The 18,356-nt window shown below is 70.6% G+C and carries 16 protein-coding genes and 1 riboswitch; of the genes, 6 read left to right on the top strand and 10 right to left on the bottom strand.

Annotation, left to right across the window (positions count from 1 at the left end; translation table 11 throughout):
- Positions 1–169 precede the first annotated feature (169 nt).
- The 9 genes from ACIBO2_RS08335 to ACIBO2_RS08295 form a co-directional block, all read right to left on the bottom strand.
- A complete protein-coding gene (locus ACIBO2_RS08335; protein WP_397295993.1) occupies positions 170–796 on the bottom strand; it encodes a zeta toxin family protein in 627 nt (208 codons plus the stop codon).
- A gap of 67 nt (positions 797–863) precedes the next feature.
- Positions 864–1,853, bottom strand: a complete 990-nt coding sequence (locus tag ACIBO2_RS08330; protein WP_358538713.1) for a BadF/BadG/BcrA/BcrD ATPase family protein — start codon at positions 1,851–1,853, stop codon at positions 864–866.
- Positions 1,850–3,109 carry a 6-phospho-beta-glucosidase gene (locus ACIBO2_RS08325; protein WP_397295990.1) on the bottom strand — a complete coding sequence of 420 codons (1,260 nt, stop codon included), beginning with the start codon at positions 3,107–3,109 and terminating at the stop codon, positions 1,850–1,852. Before ACIBO2_RS08325 ends, ACIBO2_RS08330 begins: the two co-directional genes overlap by 4 nt.
- Positions 3,106–4,005, bottom strand: a complete 900-nt coding sequence (locus ACIBO2_RS08320) for a carbohydrate ABC transporter permease (protein ID WP_358538709.1) — start codon at positions 4,003–4,005, stop codon at positions 3,106–3,108. The genes ACIBO2_RS08325 and ACIBO2_RS08320 overlap by 4 nt, the downstream gene beginning before the upstream one ends.
- Positions 4,005–4,988 (bottom strand): sugar ABC transporter permease, encoded by a 984-nt coding sequence (locus tag ACIBO2_RS08315; RefSeq protein WP_358538707.1) that lies wholly within the window; start codon positions 4,986–4,988, stop codon positions 4,005–4,007. Before ACIBO2_RS08315 ends, ACIBO2_RS08320 begins: the two co-directional genes overlap by 1 nt.
- 6 nt (positions 4,989–4,994) lie before the next feature.
- A complete protein-coding gene (locus tag ACIBO2_RS08310) occupies positions 4,995–6,314 on the bottom strand; it encodes an ABC transporter substrate-binding protein (RefSeq protein WP_358538704.1) in 1,320 nt (439 codons plus the stop codon).
- A 67-nt stretch (positions 6,315–6,381) separates the two neighbouring features.
- The gene (locus ACIBO2_RS08305; protein ID WP_358538702.1) at positions 6,382–7,539 is read right to left on the bottom strand and encodes an ROK family protein; all 1,158 of its coding nucleotides are present in this window, start codon (positions 7,537–7,539) and stop codon (positions 6,382–6,384) included.
- A gap of 290 nt (positions 7,540–7,829) precedes the next feature.
- Positions 7,830–8,459: a LysE family translocator gene (locus ACIBO2_RS08300; RefSeq protein ID WP_358538699.1), complete on the bottom strand. Its 630-nt coding sequence runs from the start codon at positions 8,457–8,459 to the stop codon at positions 7,830–7,832.
- An 81-nt stretch (positions 8,460–8,540) separates the two neighbouring features.
- Entirely contained in the window at positions 8,541–9,038 is a 498-nt protein-coding gene (locus ACIBO2_RS08295) for a CHAP domain-containing protein (protein ID WP_358538697.1), read from the bottom strand.
- 186 nt (positions 9,039–9,224) lie between these two features.
- Positions 9,225–9,366, bottom strand: a riboswitch (cyclic di-AMP (ydaO/yuaA leader).
- 305 nt (positions 9,367–9,671) lie between these two features.
- Here ACIBO2_RS08295 and ACIBO2_RS08290 point away from each other — a divergent pair.
- The 6 genes from ACIBO2_RS08290 (at position 9,672) to ACIBO2_RS08265 (ending at position 16,749) form a co-directional block, all read left to right on the top strand.
- Positions 9,672–10,019: a YciI family protein gene (locus tag ACIBO2_RS08290; protein ID WP_358538695.1), complete on the top strand. Its 348-nt coding sequence runs from the start codon at positions 9,672–9,674 to the stop codon at positions 10,017–10,019.
- 73 nt (positions 10,020–10,092) lie between these two features.
- The gene (locus ACIBO2_RS08285) at positions 10,093–11,358 is read left to right on the top strand and encodes an RNA polymerase sigma factor (RefSeq protein WP_397295986.1); all 1,266 of its coding nucleotides are present in this window, start codon (positions 10,093–10,095) and stop codon (positions 11,356–11,358) included.
- An 84-nt stretch (positions 11,359–11,442) separates the two neighbouring features.
- Entirely contained in the window at positions 11,443–11,646 is a 204-nt protein-coding gene (locus ACIBO2_RS08280; protein ID WP_358538690.1) for a hypothetical protein, read from the top strand.
- 149 nt (positions 11,647–11,795) lie between these two features.
- On the top strand, positions 11,796–14,612 hold the full coding sequence (locus ACIBO2_RS08275) for a CHAT domain-containing protein (RefSeq protein ID WP_397295984.1): 2,817 nt from the start codon (positions 11,796–11,798) through the stop codon (positions 14,610–14,612).
- A 21-nt stretch (positions 14,613–14,633) separates the two neighbouring features.
- Positions 14,634–15,131, top strand: a complete 498-nt coding sequence (locus tag ACIBO2_RS08270; protein WP_358538685.1) for a hypothetical protein — start codon at positions 14,634–14,636, stop codon at positions 15,129–15,131.
- A gap of 1 nt (position 15,132) precedes the next feature.
- Positions 15,133–16,749, top strand: coding sequence for a hypothetical protein (locus tag ACIBO2_RS08265; RefSeq protein WP_397295982.1), 1,617 nt, complete (start codon positions 15,133–15,135; stop codon positions 16,747–16,749).
- Between the two features lie 110 nt (positions 16,750–16,859).
- Here ACIBO2_RS08265 and sucB read toward each other — a convergent pair whose 3' ends face one another.
- Complete coding sequence (sucB, locus tag ACIBO2_RS08260; RefSeq protein ID WP_358538679.1) at positions 16,860–18,332, bottom strand: 2-oxoglutarate dehydrogenase, E2 component, dihydrolipoamide succinyltransferase; 1,473 nt, start codon at positions 18,330–18,332, stop codon at positions 16,860–16,862.
- Between the last annotated feature and the right edge of the window lie 24 nt (positions 18,333–18,356).

The following is an 18,356-nucleotide window of genomic DNA, read 5'->3' as shown; positions in this document are numbered from 1 at the left end:
TGCCAGGGGCTGGCGGAGATCAAGCGCCGCCACATGAGATAGGTCAGCGGTGCGGGCAGGCCAGGGTCGTGGAACCGCCGGGCGAAGGCCGCGCGAGAACAGGGCCGCCTGCGTCGTCGTCGCGTACCTCCAGCTCACCCAGAAGCGCGATCCGCACGCCGTCAGCGCCTCACGAAGCCGCGCCGCTCGTCGTCGTCCCGGAGCCCGCCCATGAGAGGATCCGCGACGCCAGACCGGCGACATCTCCGCCCAATTCCTCGCTCCCCGTCTCGCTTCCGGAGCTCCCAGAGTTCCGGGAGCTTCCAGAGGTCTGGGAGCTCCCGGAGCGGAACACCAGCGGGATCAGCGCCCGGCCCTGCGCGGCGTCCTCAATCGCGTCCTCAATGCCCTCCTCGATCCACTCGAGCCCCAAATCGCGCGCCCGCAGCCGATCCACCCGTACCTCATCGGGACAGTCCAGCAAAGCCCAATGGACCGGCCCGCCCCACCGCCCCTCCGGTACGAGCTCATGGGCATCGGGGACCGGGCACAGTAACAGCACCGGAGTCCCCGCCCGCCGCACCATGGTCACGATGTGCGTCCACAGCCGGTCGTACGCGGGCCACACAGGAGCGGCCTGCGGCTCCGCGATGGGTACCCCGAGCAGCGCGCCGTCCTCGAGCAGCTCGTCCATGTCCATCACGACCAACCCGCCCGCGTTCCGCAGCAGGTACGGCAGCAAGGTCGTCTTTCCCGCGCCAGGAGCGCCCGCGAGCAGGTACAGAGGCGCGAGCCCACCGGCCGGCTGATCTTCCACCGGCTTGATCATAGAACGTGGCGCTCGCGGGATGCCTGAAGGCCACCCTGGATGCCAGGGTCGCGCTCTACCCGCAGGCGGTGCCGGCACGGTAGCAGTCGCGTAGGCGGTGTTCCGCGTCGGCGCTCACCCCGATCTTGTCCAGGCCCAGCAACGCGGCGCCCACGGCCGGGGGCACATCCACCACACGGGCCGTCGCCTTCGGCGCCACCCGGTGGCAACCGGCGTGTATGCGGTCGAGCAGGTACTCATCGCCACCTGCGAGGACGCCACCCCCAAGCACGATGTCCACCGGAACGTGGAGCAGATCCAACCGGCGCAGCGCCGCCGAAGCGAGCAGGACCACCTCCTCGGCCAGCCGGTCGACCACTTTTCTGGCCACGGCGTCGCCGGCCCCCGCGGTCGCCAGCAGCAGGGGATTGAGCTCCTGGAGCCGGGCGCGGCCGACCTCCCCGAAGTGGAGCCGCTCGACGAGGTCGGCCACACAGGACACGGAGAAGTGATCGGCCACCACCCGTCGCAACGCGGTGTCAGGGCCGCGACCGTCTTCGGCCCGCACCGCCCGCCACAGCGTCTCGTCGCCCAGGAACGAACCGCCACCCCAGTCGCCGGACAACCGGCCGATCGCGGGGAACCGCAACGTCCTGCCGTCCGGTGCCACGCCGACGCAGTTGATGCCTGCCCCGCAGACCACGGCGACCCCGTGCCCGGGGGTACCGGCGCGCAGCAGCGCGAAGATGTCGTTGTCGACGGTGATCTCCTCGGACCAGCCCAGCTCGGCCAGCTCCCGCGTCAGCGCCTGCTGTTCCCGGCCGAAGTCGACTCCGGCGAGGTAGGCCGCGGTGTGCCGGGCGTACGGGGCGCGAGCCGCTGGATCGAGCTGCCGCGCTGCCTGCCGGACCAGCGCGTCGAGAGCGGCGGCACTGGCGGTGACCCCTACTTTCTGCGCGGACGCTCCGGGACCGCGCACCCGCGACAGCACCGTGCCGTCGGCCGCGACGAGGAGTACGTCCGTCTTCGAGTTGCCGCCGTCGATCGCCAGCACTCCGTCGATCACGCCGCCGCCCAGGGCAGGAAGTCACGGTTGACGGCGACCAGCCGATCGGCCAGGGTCGCCGCCTGGTCGATCTGGCCGATGAGCGGGTGCGCCATCAGCGCGTCGAACACCCGGTCACGGCCGCCGTGCAGCGCCGCCTCCAGGGCGAGGCTCTCGTACGCGCTGACGTGGGCGACCAGGCCCCTGATGGCCGGCGGCAGCGGGGCCACCGGCAGTGGCGCCGGGCCGGTGCCGGTGATCCGGGCGGGGACCTCGACCACGGCGTCGGCGGGCAAGAACGGCAGGGTGGAGCCGTTGCGGGTGTTCACCACCTGCACGTCTCCCTTGTCGCCCAGGAGGGACGCCACCAGTCGCACCGCCGCCTCCGAGTAGTAGGCGCCGCCCCGTTGCTCCAGCAACGCCGGTTTGGCGACCAGGCTCGGATCGCGGTACATCTCAAGGAGACGGTGCTCGATCTCGCTCACGGTCTCGGCTCGTGACGGGCCTTGCCGGTCGGCCACGATCGCGTCGTGACGGTAGTAGTACTTCAGGTAGTAGGACGGTATGGCGCCGAGCCGGCGCATCGCGGCGACAGGGAGCCCGACGTGGTCGGCGAGCTGGTCGGCATGTTCGGACAGCAGCTGGGGAAGTACGTCCACCCCGTCGACGCGTACGGCACGCACCCAGGTCAGATGATTGAGCCCGGCGTGTTCCAGCGTGACCGTTTCCGGAGCGACACCCAGTTGCCCGGCCACCCAGCGCTCGAAGGTGATGGCGACGTTGCAGAGTCCCACCGCGCGGTGACCGGCGTTGAGCAGCGCGCGAGTGACGATGCCGACCGGGTTGGTGAAGTCGACGATCCAGGTCTTCTCGCCGGCGATCTCCCGTACCCGTTCGGCGAGGTCGAGGATCACCGGCACCGTGCGCAGCGCCTTGGCCAGGCCCCCCGCGCCCGTGGTCTCCTGACCGACGCACCCGCATTCCAGCGGCACGGTCTCGTCCGTCACGCGGGCCGCCTGGCCGCCGACGCGTAGCTGGAGCAGTACGGCGGCGGCCCCATCGGCGCCGGCCTCGAGATCGGCGGTGAGGCGTACCTTGGCCGGATGGCCCGCGTGATCGAGGAGGCGGCGGGCGAACCCGCCCACGACCTCGAGTCGCTCGGTGTCAGGGTCGACCAGCGCGATCTCCTCGACATCGAGAGCGGCGTGCTGATCGGCGATTCCGCTGACCAGTTCCGGGGTGTAGGTGGAGCCGCCTCCGACGATGGTGAGTTTCAACCCTTGACTCCTGTGAAAGTGATGCCTCGGACGAAGGACTTTTGAGCGAGTACGAAGAGCAGGATGACCGGCAGCATGACCACTACCGTGGCGGCCATCGTGAGGTTCCACTGCACCTGGTGCGCGCCCCGGAAAGATGCCAGGGCCAGCGACAGGGTCCACTCGTCCGGGTTCTCCCCGGCGTACAGCAGCGGCCCGAAATAGTCGTTCCAGGTGTACATGAAGCAGAACAGGGATATCGCCGCGATGCCGGGCCGGGTCATCGGGAGCAGGACACGCAGCAGCGTCCGCAGGTCGCCACAGCCGTCGACGCGGGCGGCGTCGAGGTAGGACTGCGGGACCGTGAGGAAGAACTGCCGCAGCAGGAAGATGCTGAACGCGTCGATCAGGAAGTACGGCAGGATCAGCGGCCAAAGGGTGCCTGTGAGGTGGAGACGGGCCCACAGGATGTAGAGCGGGACCGACAGGACCTGCGGCGGGATCATCATGGCGGCGATGATCACCAGGAACACCGCCTGGCGGCCCCGCCAGCGCATCCGGGCCAGGGCATAGGCGGCCGGCACGCTGGACAGCAGCATCCCGGCTACGGCGAGCAGCGAGTACATCATGCTGTTGCCCAGATACCTCAGCAGCGGCGCGGCGTGGAACACCTCCGCGAAGTTCGCCGGATGCCAGGAGCGGGGCCACAGATCGGCCGTCAGCGCCTGCCGGTCCGACATGAACGCGGTGAGCGCGACGAAGATCAGTGGCAGGACGAACATCAGTCCGAGGGCCAGCGCGATGCTGTGCACCGCGATCCAGCGCATGATGCCGCGCCGGTTCGACCGGCGGTGCGCCGGGCCGAGCCGGGACGTCGAGCTGGAGGAGACGTCGGCAGTGGTGGTGACAGTGGCCATCACGCCACCTCCTCAGCATGGGAAGCACGGCGTAGACGGTGCACGAAGAACACGGTGAACACCGTCGAGACCACGAAAAGAGCGATGGACATGGCTGAGGCGTAGCCCATGTTGTAGTAGTGGAACCCCTGTTGGTAGAGCCAGACGGGGAAGGTCAGCGTCGAGTTGTCCGGGTAGCCGATGGCCCGCCTGCTGCCGGCGATGTCGGCCGACCCGGAGGCCACCGAGGCCGCGACCACCGCCTGGGTGAAGTACTGCAGCCCGAGGATGATGGAGTTGATCACTCCGAAGACGAGCACGGGCGCGATCGCCGGAAGCGTGACGTGCCAGAACCGCCGTACCGAGCCCGCGCCGTCCAGGGACGCCGCTTCGTAGAGCTCACCCGGCACGTCGAGCATCCCCGCCATGATGATGATGATCAGCTCGCCCGAGGCCCACAAGGTGAGCAAGGTCAGCGCGGGTTTGGCCCACGAGGGGTCGCTGAACCACAGCGGCCCGGAGACGCCGAACCAGCTCAGCACCGTGTTCACCGGCCCGGTTCCGGGATTGAACAAGAAGGTGAAGGCCAGGGTGGCCGCCACCGGCGGAGCCAGCGCGGGCAGGTAGATCAGCGTCCGGAACAGCCCGGCGCCGTTCCTGACCCGCACCAGCACGGCCGCGACTCCGGTGGCGAAGACCAGGCGGAGCACGGTGATGACGACGACCAGCCACACGGTGTTGTAGGCCGCCTTGCGGGCCAGCGGATCGCCCCAGAGGAGGAAGACGTAGTTGCGCAGCCCGACCCACATCGGAGTGTTGAGCAGGTCGTAGCGGGTGAAGGAGTAGTAGACCAGCGCGAGGAGCGGGTAGGCGACGAACAGCGCCAATCCGGCCAGCGCCGGTGCCATGAAAGCCAGCGGCCGTATCCAGTGTCCCGGCCGCGGCCGGATCCACCTGGTGAAGGTGGATCCGGCCACATGCGTGGTGTGCGGTGCGGCGGTCATCAGCGCTCAGCTGCCGAGTTGCGCGTCGGCGTCGATCTGCGCGCCCGTCTTGGCCAGTCCCGCCTTCAGGTCGGGGACGCCACCGCCCTGATAGGCGATGGAGAAGTCCTCGGCGGACTTGAGGTAGGCGCCGCCGTTCGCGCTGGCCGGGTTCGTGGCCAGGTTCGGGTTGGCGAAGATGTCGAGGAAGGTCTTGAAGTGGGCATCCTTCCGCAGCGTCGGATCCTGCAGCGCGGGGACCGTGGACGGGACGTTCTTGAGGCCATGGGCCAGTTCCTGCAGAGCGCCGGAATCCGTCGACAGATACTTGACCAGTTCCCAGCCGGCACCGGCGTTCTCGGCGCCCTTGGGAATCCCGATGATCGTGCCGGTGGTGTAGCCGCCCCCATAGAGCTCAGGCTTGTTGTCCGCGACCGGGAACGGAGCCGTGGCGTAGTCCAGCTTGGGCGCCTCGGCCTCGATGAAGGCGGTGCGGAACTCGCCGTCCATCACCATGGCGATCTGCCCCTTTTCGAAGGCATGGTCCGGTGAGTACTCCTGGCCGAGACCGGCCGTGAACTTCGCCAGCTTGTCGCGCCCGTAGAAGTCGGTGAACTTCTTCCCCCACTCGAGCATCGCCTGCCACTGGGGGTCGGTGCCCAGGGCGGACTTTCCGTCCTGGCCCGCCCACTGGGCGCCCCAGTTGGCCGCCCACATCTGCACGTGGTTGGCGTAGAAGCCGATCGTGGGCACGAAGCCGGCGACCTTGATGGACCCGTCGGGGTTGCGCACTGTCAGCTTCTTGGCGTATTCGAACAGCTCCGACATCGTCTTCGGGGGCGCGCTGATGCCGGCCTTGGCGAACATCGCCTTGTTGTAGTAGAGGCCGTACACGTCGGCGAGCAGCGGCATCGCGCAGCGCGTGCCCTTGAACTCGGTGTACGCGCGGGTGGCGGCGGGAAGCTGGTTCAGGTCCACCTTGTCGCGGGCGATGTAGGCCTTGAGGTCCTGCCAGGCACCGCTGGAACAGAACTGGCCGATGTTGTCGGTGGAGAAGGAGATGGCGACGTCTGGAGGGTTTCCTCCTCTGATCGCCTGGGCGACCTTGTCGTCGTCCTGGCTGCCCTGGTTCTTGACAGTGATGTTCGGGTGCTTGGCCTGGAAACCGTCCAGCACCTTCTGGAGTATTCCCAGCTCGCGACCGCTGAACTTGCTCCAGACGCTGAGGGAGACCTTCTCATCGGCGCTCGGCGCATTGGCCGTACCTGATGAGCTCGTCTCCGGGCCACACGCACTCGCGAGGAGCGTGAATGCCGCACACGCCGCCGCGACACCGATTCGTCGCATCGAAACCCTCCAAAGGGGGTGAACTGCTGACCCGCCGCCATGGTCAGGTCAAGGGGTGAGGCTGTCGTCAGGGATGGATGGCGAATACCTCTTCGCGCGCTCCGGCCAATGCCAGCCGCAGCGCGCCTGAGCGAACCGGGTTACCGGTCAGCAGGCTTGGTTGAATCGTTGGCCGGGGAAGGACGAGTTCGCCCAGTTCCTCGGTGACCAGGCCGCACAGGACGCTGCCGCCGGCCCTGCCGACGTCGCCTGTGAGAACCACCAGTTCGGGATCGACCACGGACACCACACCCGCCACGGCCAGCGCCACCCGGCGCGCCAGGTCACGGAGGAAGGCCGACCGGGCGACAGGGTCCGTGTCGAGATCCTGCGCGAGAAGCTTCTCCAGATCGTCTCCGGCGAGCCCGTGCGCGTGGGCCAGTTCCATCACCGCCCTGATGCCGAGCACGTCACCGATGCGCCGGCCACCGCCCACGCCGGAGGGCGGGCAGGGCATCCAGTCGATCTCGCCGGCACCACCGGACGCGCCCCGTAACAAACGCCCGCCCGAGACCACCGCGGCACCGATCCCGCGCCCCATCCAGATCAGCACGAAGTCGTCGACCCCGACGGCTTGGCCGACCGCCATCTCGTCGAGGGCGACCAGGTTGACGTCGTTCTCGACGGCCACCGACGTGGCGAGCGATCCTGACAGCCGATCCAGGACGTCGAAGCCCTGCCAGGGCGGCAGATGCGGGGCGAAGCCCAGGTGCCCGGTGCGCGCGTCCACAGAACCGGGCACTCCCACGACGACCCTGCGTAGTTGCCCAGTGGTCAGGCCGACCTCGGCCGTGGCGGCCGAGACCGCGCGGCACAGATCCTCGACGTCGAGGTCCGCCTCCTCGCCGGGACGGTATCGGTGCTCGGCGACGATCTCCCCACAGATGTCGGACACCGCTATGTCCAGCGCGCGCGGGGTGAGGTCGACCGCCGCCACGTAGGCCAGCGCGCCGTTGACCGCCCAGCGTTGCGCGCGCGGCCCTTTACCGCCCTCCCGGAGCCCCGCGCGCCGTACGTGACCACTTTCCGCCAGCCGAAGCAGGAGGTCGGCTGTCGCCGGTTTCGACAGGCCGATGTGTGATTCCAGCTCCAACCGGGTCAGCGGCCCTCGATCGAGCAGAGCCAGCAGCGCCGCGCGGTCGTTGATCCGGCGCAGCAGCTGAGGGCTTCCCCCTCGCTGTTCCACGTGGGACTCCCTTACCATCTGGGAACTTCCCAGACTATTGCCGAGGAATGTACCTCATGCACATCGGCCCACGTCAAGAGGCCATCGCAAGGGAATCGAAGACCGGGGGGACTTGCCAGGCACGGCCGGGCCGTCGGCCAGAAGGGGTTCGGCATGCGACGCGACGTGACAAAGCCCCGGCTCGCCGAGCCGGGGCTTGGATGCACATCGGGGGTTCGGCCGACCTTTGGCGCTATTCGACCGCGGTTACCGTGACAGCGTTGCTCAACCGCTGACCGTGCCGCAGTCGGTCAGCGTTCGGCCGCGAGGGTGACGCCCAGACCGATGAACACGCTCCCGGTCGCGGCGTCGATCCGGCGGCGCACCGCCTGACGGCCGCGCAGCCAGCCGCCGATCCGCCCGGCCAGCACGCCGACCGTCGCGTCGGCCAGGAACTCCAGGACGATCAGGATGGCGCCGAGGACGGCGAACTGCAGCCAGATCGGCCCCGCCCCGGGATCGATGAACTGGGGCAGGAAGGCGACCATGAACGTGAACGTCTGCGGATTGGCCATGGAGGAGACCACGCCGTTGAGGAAGGCACGCCGGCCGGACATTCCGCGGCTGGCCGGATCGTCGGCCTGGCTGTTCTTGCGGTTGCGGATCATCTGGACGCCGAGGTAGATCAGGTAGGCGGCGCCGGCGAGCCGTAGCACCGTGAACACGACCGGGAACGTCGTCAGCAGCACGGCGAGCCCGGCGGCGGCCGCGGCTATGTACAACGCGTCACCAGTGATGACGCCGACCGTGGCCAGCAGCCCGGCGCGGGGCCCACCCCGCAGACCGCATCCCAGCACGAACAGCATGTCCGGTCCGGGGGTGATCAGAGCGACGATGGTGGTCGCGGTGAAAACGGCGAGCAGGTGGGGATCGATCGGCATGCGACGATCTTTCCACCTCCGGTGTCGGCGCACCGCTCCGGGGACGCCGTTCGGGGGGTGCCAGACGCGTCAGAACAGCTGTCAGGCGGCGTAGCGCGGGTAGCCGTAGCCGACGACCTGGGAGGTGGGACGAACACGCTGCTCGACCTTGCCGTTGCCGGTGTTGCCCTCGATCGTGGAGATCGTGCCGTCACCGTTGTCCTTGACCACGAAGCCGACGTGGCTGATGGAGCTCAGGTCCTTGCTGCCGCTCCAGGAGTAGAAGACCACGGCGCCGGGCTTGGCCATGGTGCCCCAGCGGTGGTTGGCGGCGAACCACTTGGCGTGGGCGACGGTGTAGGCGTCCCAGCCGACCTGGGAGCGGGCGCCGGTCTCCTCGCCGACCCAGGAGACGAACATCGAGCACCAGGCGGCGTTCAGGTAGTCCTGCCTGCTGCCGCCGTCACGCTGGACGGTCTCGGCGGCGCGGGCTGAGTTCATGTACCACTTCTGGAACTTCGTGCCGCCGCCGTTGGCGTCCTCGGACGTGCCGACCTGGGCCTTGGCCAGGTTCAGGACCTGCTGGGCGGTGACGTTCACCTGGGCCTCGCCGTTCCTGCCGCCCTGCGCGGAGGCGGGGGCGGCCTGAGCCGCGATGGGAGTGTGCCCGGTGGGAGCCGTGGCGGCGTTCGCCGCGGTGTGGGCGCCGAGGGCGGCGGCGGTGAGGGTCGCGCCGAGCGCGATCTTGGCATAGTTGATCTTGGGGATGCGGATGATGGTGATTGCTCCTTGCTTCCATTCCGCTTACCGGGTTAGCTGACGGGCTCGGGCGTGGAAGCTGCCCTACGGCACGTTGACGTGCCGATTAGCCCCGATCGAGACATGGGTCCCCGGTCCCGCGCACAGGCGGGTTCAGCGGTCACAGGTGATTTCCTGTGATGCATGTGATGGGTATGACGTCCGTACTCGGACTTTGGCGGCGCGGCCAGAGGGATGCTCACTGTCTAGGCCAGGCGCACAGATGGGTACAACGCACCCCTGACCTGGGTAATTCCATCGCAATGACATCGCCATGCCCAGCCCGGCCCGCTCGTCGATCCGTCAAGTAGCGGGGGTGCCTTGTTGAAGTCGCGCCAGGGCGCGTCTGGAAAGGTTGGCGTACGGTCTGTCGAATTCGCCTCGCCCGTCCGACGTAGAGGCGTACCGACCGGACAGACAGCCAAGGAGACCCTCGTGGCCCAGTACGCGATCCTCATCTTCGACGACGCCGGAGCCGGCGACTACACCCCCGAGCAGCAGGCGGCGAGCCAGCGGCACGCCGACGACCTCCTCGACTCCGGCGCCATGATCGCGGCGTACGCGCTGCGGTCCGCCGACACCGCCACCTCGTTGCGCGGCGACGTGGTCACCGACGGGCCCTTCATCGACGCCAAGGAAGTCATCGCCGGCGTCTGCGTCATCGAGGCCCCCGACCTGGACGCCGCCCTGGACCTGGCGCGTCGTAACCCCGCCGTCCAGTGGGGTCGTGGCGGCGTCGAGGTACGTCCCGTCGCAGGCGGCATCGCACCCACCGCCCGATGACGGCCGCGGCGGGCGCGGGCCAAACGGACGCGGGCCAGGCGGACGCGGCCAGGCGGGCGCGGGCCAAACGGAGGTGGGACGGGCGGGCGCGGGACAGGCGGTGGCCGCCGCGCATCGGCGCGAGTGGGCTTTCGTGCTCGCCGCGACCGTGCGCGTCGCGCAGGACCTGGACCTGGCCGAGGAGTGCGTACAGGAGGCGTACGCCGCGGCGCTGTCGGCCTGGGAACGCGATGGTATCCCCGCCAACCCCGCGGCGTGGCTCACCACCACGGCCAAGCGCCGGGCGATGGACGCGATCCGCCGCGAGCGGACCTTCCGGTCGAAACTGCCATTGCTGGTGGAGTCCGAAGAGCTCGCGCCGCACAGACTGGCGGACCGCGACGAGGCGGACGCGGTGGAACTGGAGGATGCCGTACCCGACGAACGGCTGCGGCTCATCTTCACCTGCTGCCACCCCGCACTCGCGCAGGAAGCGCGGCTCGCGCTCACGCTGCGGCTGGTGTGCGGGCTGCCGACCCCGGACGTCGCCCGGGCGCTGCTGGTGTCGGAGCAGACGATGGCCGCCCGCATCACCCGGGCGAAGAAGAAGATCTCCGTCGCCCGCATCCCCTATCGGGTGCCGCGCCCGGCGGAGCTGCCGGACCGGCTGGCAGCCGTACTCGGCGTGCTCCACCTGCTGGTCACCGACGCCCGGCGCGCGACCCGGACGGGCGCCGACGGCCGGCTGCTGCGGCTTGAGGAGCAGGACCGCTCTCTGTGGGACCGCGGCGCGCTGGCCGAGGCGCATGAGCTGATCGTGGCCGGGCCGCGCGGCGGCCGCGCGGGGCGCTACCTGCTGCAGGCGGCGATCGCCCTGCTGTACGCCCAGGCGCCGTCGTACGAGCAGACGGACTGGCCACAGATCGTGGCACTGTACGACAGGCTGCTGGCGCTCTGGCCGTCACCGGTGGTGGCGCTGAACCGGACCGTGCCGGTGTCGATGCTCCATGGACCGGCGCTCGCACTGACGCTGGTGGAGGCGCTGGAGCAGGATGGCCGGCTCTCCCGGTACCAGTACCTGCCGGCGATCAAGGCGGACCTGCTTCGGCGCCTCGGCCGTACGGACGAGGCGGCGACCGCGTACCGGCAGGCGCTGGAGCTGACCGACAACGAGGTTGAGCGGGCCTTCCTCGCCGGGCGTCTAACTGATCATGATCCGGGCACGACCTCGCCGGCCGTGCCCAGCAGCCGGCGCAGCTCGTCGTACTCGATCGGGCGCCCGAGCCGGAGGGCGGCGTACTCGCCTGCGGCACCGCCCTGCGCGGCGAGTTCGGCGCACGCCGCGTGCCACTCGTCGTGAGCCTTCCGCACGGCCTGGGCCGCGCCGGGGCTCTCGAGGTCCGACAGGTCACGGAGCCGGACATAGGTGTCATACGCCTCACGCTTGGCGGCGGATCCCTCGGCGGGCGGTGGCAGCCGCTCGCCGAGCAGTTCGAGGAAGACCCTGGAGCGGCCCAGCTCGGAGAACTGCCAGGCGGTGACCGCGGTGCCGCCGTCCCCGAGTGCCTACGGCGTGGCCGAGACGAACAGCCGTGCCCACGCTGATACCCGGTCGGCTCGCCTCGGCGGCCGGATCGGCAGGTCGTGATCAGGTAACGCCCGCTTGTCACCCACCGGAGGGATTTCCCCGCGAACGCCGCTGTTCACGCCCGATCACGAATGCGTATCTCGCCCTTCTCAGAGCGATCCGGTGGGGATAGCTTCTGCGTGGCGGCGGAAGAACCAGCGCGGAGGGCCATGCCAAGGCGTTTGCGTGTCCGGACCGGCGACCCCTGGACGCCCAACCTGGCCCGTGCGCGGCGGCGCCTGGCGCGCGGGCGGCCGCAGGACGCGGCTCGCGAATACCGGCAGGCGTGCAGGCTCGCCGACGGCAGGCGCGCCGATCCGCTCATCAGGTCCGCGCTGCGGCAGTGGCTCGGGCTGGCGTTGCTGAAGGCGGGGCGCGGTCAGGAGGCGTTGCGGGCGCTGGTCCAGGCCTGTGAGCTGCTGGGGGATAGCCCTGGGGCAGCGGAGCAGTACGCGAGCACCCTGGACACCCTCGGCCTGGTGCAGCGTGACCTCGGGCAACTCGACGCGGCCGAGGAGTCCCACCGCAGGGCCGTGGAGCTGTTCAGGCGGGCCGGTTCACGCGAGGGCACCGTACGCGCCGCCGTCAACCTCGCCGTCGCGGTCAAGGACCAGGGGCGTCTCACCGAGGCGCGCGGGCTGCTCGCCGGCATCGAGCCCGCGGCCCGCGACTGCGCCGACCCGGCGCTGCTCGGGCACACGCTGCTCACTCTGGGCCTCGTCCACGAGCTGCTCAATGAACCGGCACCGGCGGAACGGCTGGCCAGGCAGGCGGCCGAGGCCTACCGCGCGGCGGGAGACAGGGAGGGCGAGGCGGCCGCCACGCACAACGTGGGCCGTTTGCTGGACACGGGCGGGCGGCACCGCGAGGCCATGGAATGCTTCACCACCTCCCTGACGATCAATCTGGAGATCGGCGCCGAGCTGGGCGTCTCCGACGACCTCGGTGCCATAGCGTCGCTGTTCCAGCTCGCCCGGCAGTACGACGAGGCCCGCCGCGTGCATGAACGGGCGCTGGACATCCAGCGCGGGGCGGGCTACCGGCGCGCGGTCGTGGCCACCCTCTGCGACCTGGGGGTGCTGGCGCGCGACCAGGACGACCTCCCTCTCGCGCGCCACCACCTGCAGGAGGCGCTGCGGGAAGCTGAGACGCTCGCCGACCCGCACACCGTCTACCAGACGCGCGTCCTGCTGGCGGAGATCAGCATGCTGGAGGAGGACTACGCGCAGGCGCGCGTGGCCTACCTGGCCGCGGCGGAGGCGATGGGGGACGCCAGGCGGGCGCTGCTCGACGAGACGGACGCCGTCACCTACTTCAGCGAGTCCCGTCTCGACGCCCCCGGCATGCTGGTACGGCTCTCGCTCCACCTGGGCGACAGGGCGGGCGCACTCGAATGGGCGGACGCCGCGCGCGGTCAGGAGCTCGTACGCAGGCTGGCCTGGACCGCCCTGGCCACACCACCCGGCGCACCGGCGACGATCCTCGCCGAGGAGGCCGAGACCCGCCGCCTCCTGCGTGCGCAGGAGGCGGGCCTGCGGGCCGGTGGATCGGCGGACGCGGCGCTGCTGACGGCCTACAGGCAGAACCTGTCGCGCCTGCACCGGCTGGAAAACCAGCTCGCCGAGCTGACTCCCGAGTACGTGTCGATGCGCCGGGCAGAACGCCTCGGCTGGAACGGCATCACCGCGCTGCTGACTCCGGGCCCTTCACAGGACGGGCCAGAGGGGACCGAGGCCATGGCTCGTCTGGTGCTGGCCGAGTACCACGTGACCGACCACGAGACGTACGTCTTCGGCGTGACGGCCGACGCGCCGGAGCCGCAGGTCGTCACCGTGGACGTGACCCGAGCCGAGCTTCGCGAACTGGCCGGGGCCGCCGGGGACACCCTGGCCCGCGACAGGACCGGCCTCGGCGCGCACCTCGCGGACGAGCGACTGGTGCGGCTGCTCGCGCCGGTGGCCGAGTGGGCCGAGCCGGGGGACGTGGTCTACCTGGTGCCGCACGACTCCCTTCACCTGCTGCCCCTGCAGGCCGTGCTCGTCGAGGGCGTCCCGCTGATCGAGCGCAACCCGGTCGTGTTCGTGCCGTCGGCCTCCGTACTGCGCTACTGCCAGGCCAAGCGGAAGGCCCGCCGCGCGAGCGCGCTCATCGTCGCCGCGCCGCCCGAAGAGCATCCGCTGGCCTTCGCCAGTGAGCAGGCGCTGGCCGTGTCGCAGACGCTCGGCGGCCAGGAAGTGCTGGCGGCGGGCGATGCCTCCCGCGAGAGCCTGCTGGCCCGGTTCGCCGAACCCGGGCAGGCGCCGGACATCGTCCACTTCGCGACACACGGCGTATTCGACCGTGAGGACCCGATGCGGTCCGGGATCGAGCTCGCGGGCGGCAGACTGACCGCGGCGGACATCCTCGGGCTCCGGCTCGACGTGGACCTGGTGACGCTGGCGGCCTGCGAGACCGGCATGAGCCAGAGCCGCCCAGGAGACGAGCTGATCGGCCTGACCAGGGCGCTGCTGTACGCGGGCGCGCCCTCGGCACTGGTCGCCCTGTGGCGCGTGGACGAGCTGTCGACCAGCATGCTGTTCGGCGAGTTCTACGCGGCGTTGCGGGCCGGCTCGCCCAAGGCCGGGGCCCTGCGCAGGGCGCAGCTGTGGCTGCGCGACAGGACGATCGCCGACGTCCTTGACTACGCGCGTGGCGCCTGCCTGCGCCTGGCGGGCGACCCCCGGGCGCTGGCCGCCGTCCGGCTGGAGGAGGCGCGGCTGCGCCTGGCGGCGGGTGACTACTCCGCGGCGGCCAGCCTGTTCCGCGACCTCGTCGCCGGCCCCGACCTGAACGAGGAGCAGCGGCAGGGCGCGGAGGTGGGCATGCTGCAGGCCACGCTCGTCATGGACACGGGCACAGGCACGGGCGCGGCACCGGACCTTGGCGTGCCCGCGTTCGCCGATCCGTACCACTGGGCGCCGTTCACGCTGATCGGCGACTGGCTCTGATCACGGCAGGAGGGGGAAGGTGTGGAGCGGCAACGGCCGGTCGAGGAGTTGATGACCGATGACTTCACCGTCGCGGAGGTGGCGGACGGCGGGCCGGGGTTCACGGTCCTGCTCGGACCGGACGGTGAGCCTGCCGGGCTCACCGGCGCGGGCAAGCGGGGACCGGCCTGCGTCGTCGAGGCGGACACTCCGTTCGGCGACGTGCTCGACTCGGCCGACCTGCTGCACGCGTTGGTGTCCGGCAGCCCAGGCCTGGTGATCGTACGGGGGAAGGACGTCGTGGGCGTGCTCAGCGCTGAGGCGATCAAAGCGGAGATCGTTCGCGACACCGCCTCCCGCCTCGTCTCTGGACGGCAGCTCGGCGACGCGCAGCCCTACGGCAGGCGGGCCGCGCCGGGCCCCAGCCGCATCCAGTGCAAGACCTGCGGCGCGACGAACACCTTCCGCCGCTTCAGTCATGCGGCCGCCTACACCTGCCAGCACGGGGATCACGACTTCGTCCCCTACTGGAGCGCCTGACATGGGCGGACTCGTCGAAGCGGCGTCGGGGGTGGTCGACCGCCGGTTGCTCACCACGACGTTCCTGCCGGTGCTGGCCTTCCTGAGCGCCCTGGCGGCGGTCGCCGTCGCGGGCGTGGGCTGGGCCACAGCGGCCCGCTGGTGGTCGGGGCTCGGCGCGGAGGCGCAGGTCGTCATGTCGGGGCTGGTCCTCGCGGGCGCGCTGCTGATCAGCCAGCTCGTCGCCGTGCGGCGGGCCGGGCTGATCCGGGTCTATGAGGGTTACTGGGACGGCCTGCCGTACGGAGAACGGCTGGCCGAGCGGTGCCGGCTGCGTTTCATGGCATCCGACGACCAGCGGGGCTCGCTGTATCCGGTGGAGGAGTCCCGGCTGATGCCGACCGCGCTGGGCAACATCCTGCGGGGGGCCGAGGACCATAGCCGCGACAGGTACGGCATCGACGGGGTGACGGCGTGGCCGCGCCTGTACGCGACGCTGCCGGACACCTTCCGGCAGACGTTCGCGGCGGCCGCGGGGGATCTCGACCTCATGGTCACGGTGAGCGGGCTGGGGCTGGCGTTCTCGCTGGCGGGCGGGGCGCTCGGGGCGGTGCTGCTGCCGTGGCACTGGGCGCTGGGGTGCTGCTGGGGCGGGCTGGTGGTCGCGTGGTGGGGGTATCGGGGGGCAGTGTGTGCCGCTGAGCCGTACGGGGAGTTGTTCCGTTCGGCGTTCGACGTGTATCGGTGGACGTTGCTGGACACGATGGGGCTGCGGCGGCCGTCCGAGTATCGTGGCGAGCCGGAGCAGTGGCGGCAGCTGGACAAGCTCTGGGTGATCGGGGCGGCCGACAGCGAACACGTCACCAGCCTCGGCTACCCGGCCGCCGAGCCCATGCAGCCCGTTTTGGCCCCCTCCGGACTCGCCCCGAAGTCCGTTGAGCCCGCCCCGAAGTCCACCGAGCCCGTTCCGGACCCCGCCGAGCCTGCTCGGGACATCCCCGGGGCCGTTCCTGACCCTGCGGAGCCACGGGACAGCCCGCTCGACGACCTCGCACCCGTGGCCGGAGCTTCGGTGAGTGCCTCGGGGGGCGGGCGGAAGGCACGACCGCTGCGGTTGGGCCCGTGGCTGGTGGCCGTGGCGACCGCCATGGGGATCCTCGTCGTCGTGGGCAATGTGGCCGTCCGATCGCCGGGCGGCTGGGTGGCCGCCCGCACGCTGCACCCGTACCAGGTCCTCGCTGGCACCGACGTGAAGGGCCCGTCCGCGGTCGGCGCGGTAGGCCGGTACGTGCTGCGCCAGATCGAGGAGGGCAAGCAGGTACCCCCGGAAGCCCTGGGCCCTCGTCTGCCACGCGGCGCCGTCGACGGCAAGACCGTCATCACCCTGCGCCCGGGCCCCGGCCATCTGTACGCCGACGCGGCCGCCCGGGGCACGACGGCCATGCTGCGCCTCGTGCTCCCGCCCGCCACATCGGCCGAAAAGGCGCAATCCCTCACCTTCTCCGGCGTCACCGTCCTCGACCTGTCCGGCGGCGAGCCACGAACGGGCCTGGTGATCGCGCTCCCCGCCGATCGCGTCGAGGAACTGCTCGGCCACGTCGTCGGCAGCGATGTCTACCTCGTCACCACCACCAGCTGACCGAGTCGAGGGCGGTGGGTGCGATCCCTCAGAATCGCCGTCCCCGACGTCCGAGGTGGGTGGGCCAGGGCCGAGGAAGGCGATCAATCCCCGGCCCTGACGCGCCTGAACTACGCGAGTCCCAGCTGGGCCTCGAAACGACCCTCTTCGAGGCGCCGCTTCACGGTGGTCAGGAAGCGGGCCGCGTCGGCGCCGTCCACGAGGCGGTGGTCGTACGTCAGCGCCAAGTACACCATCGACCGAACGGCGATGACCTCGCCCTCAGCGGTGTCGATCACGACGGGACGCTTCACGACGGCGCCGGTGCCGAGCATGCCGACCTGCGGCTGGTTCAGGATCGGCGTGTCGAACAGGGCGCCGCGGCTGCCCGTGTTGGTCAGCGTGAACGTGCCGCCGGTGATCTCGTCGGGCGTCACCTTGTTGGCGCGGGTGCGCTCGGCCAGGTCGGCGGTCTTGCGGGCGAGGCCGGCCAGGTTGAGGTCGCCGGCGTTCTTGATGACCGCCGCGATCAGGCCGCGCTCGGTGTCGACCGCGAGGCCCAGGTGCTCGACGTCGAAGTAGGTGACCTCCATGGTCTCGTTGTTGATCGTGGCGTTGAGCTTCGGGTGCTGCTTGAGCGCCTCGATGGCCGCCATCTCGAAGAACGGCATGAACGACAGCTTGACGCCCTCGCGGCGCAGGAAGTCGGCCTTCGCCTGCTCGCGCAGCCGGGCGATCTTGGTGACGTCGACCTCGACGACCGTGGTGAGCTGGGCCGCGGTCTGCAGCGACTCGACCAGGCGCTTGGACATGGTCTGCCGCAGGCGCGACATCTTCTCCGTACGGCCGCGCAGCGTGGTGTCGACCTCGACGGGCTCGGGAGCGGCGGCGACATGAGCCGGCGCGGCCTGAGCGGGCGCGGCGGCGGGAGCCGGAGCGGCCTGGGCGGCGGCGGGAGCCGGCGCGGCGGCCTGCTCGCGCTGCGACTTGGCGGCCTCCAGAACGTCCTGCTTGCGGATGCGACCGCCTACGCCGGTGCCGGTGATCGACTCGAGGTCGACACCGTGCTCGTTGGCGAGCTTACGCACCAGCGGCGTCACGTACGGGCTGTCACCCGAGGACGGCAGCTGGGTCGGCTCGGTGGCGGCCGGAGCCTGCGGGGCGGGCGCCTGAGCGGCCGGGGCCTGCTGCACCGGAGCGGGCGCCGGGGCGGGCGCGGGCGCCGGGGCCTGAGCCTGGGCAGGAGCGGGCTGCGGGATCGAGGAGACCGGCGCGGGAGCCGGGGCCGGCTCGGGCTCCGGCTGCGGCTCGGGCTGCGCGGCGGGCGCCGGCGCGGCCTCCTGCGTGGCGGCGCCGCCGGCCTGGCCGTTCTCGTCGATGACGGCGAGCTCGGCGCCGACCTCGACGGTCTCGTCCTCAGCGACGACGATCTTGGTGAGGACGCCGGCGGACGGCGACGGGATCTCGGTGTCGACCTTGTCGGTCGACACTTCGAGGAGCGGCTCGTCGGCCTCGACGCGCTCGCCCTCCTTCTTCAGCCAACGGGTCACCGTGCCCTCGGTGACGCTCTCGCCGAGCTGGGGCATCTGTACAGAGACCGGCATCGTTATCTTCTCTCGCGTTCTTAT

Origin of the sequence: Nonomuraea sp. NPDC050022 (assembly GCF_044460705.1) — a bacterium.
In the GTDB taxonomy this organism is placed as follows: domain Bacteria; phylum Actinomycetota; class Actinomycetes; order Streptosporangiales; family Streptosporangiaceae; genus Nonomuraea.
This window is presented reverse-complemented; position numbering and strand designations above follow the sequence as displayed.

Excerpts from the sequence above, each read along its gene's own strand:
- ACIBO2_RS08320 (WP_358538709.1), bottom strand. The coding sequence starts at position 4,005 with ATGGCCACTGTCACCACCACTGCCGACGTCTCCTCCAGCTCGACGTCC.
- ACIBO2_RS08315 (WP_358538707.1), bottom strand. The coding sequence starts at position 4,988 with ATGACCGCCGCACCGCACACCACGCATGTGGCCGGATCCACCTTCACC.
- ACIBO2_RS08310 (WP_358538704.1), bottom strand. The coding sequence starts at position 6,314 with ATGCGACGAATCGGTGTCGCGGCGGCGTGTGCGGCATTCACGCTCCTC.
- ACIBO2_RS08300 (WP_358538699.1), bottom strand. The coding sequence starts at position 8,459 with ATGCCGATCGATCCCCACCTGCTCGCCGTTTTCACCGCGACCACCATC.
- ACIBO2_RS08275 (WP_397295984.1), top strand. The coding sequence starts at position 11,796 with ATGCCAAGGCGTTTGCGTGTCCGGACCGGCGACCCCTGGACGCCCAAC.
- ACIBO2_RS08265 (WP_397295982.1), top strand. The coding sequence starts at position 15,133 with ATGGGCGGACTCGTCGAAGCGGCGTCGGGGGTGGTCGACCGCCGGTTG.
- sucB (WP_358538679.1), bottom strand. The coding sequence starts at position 18,332 with ATGCCGGTCTCTGTACAGATGCCCCAGCTCGGCGAGAGCGTCACCGAG.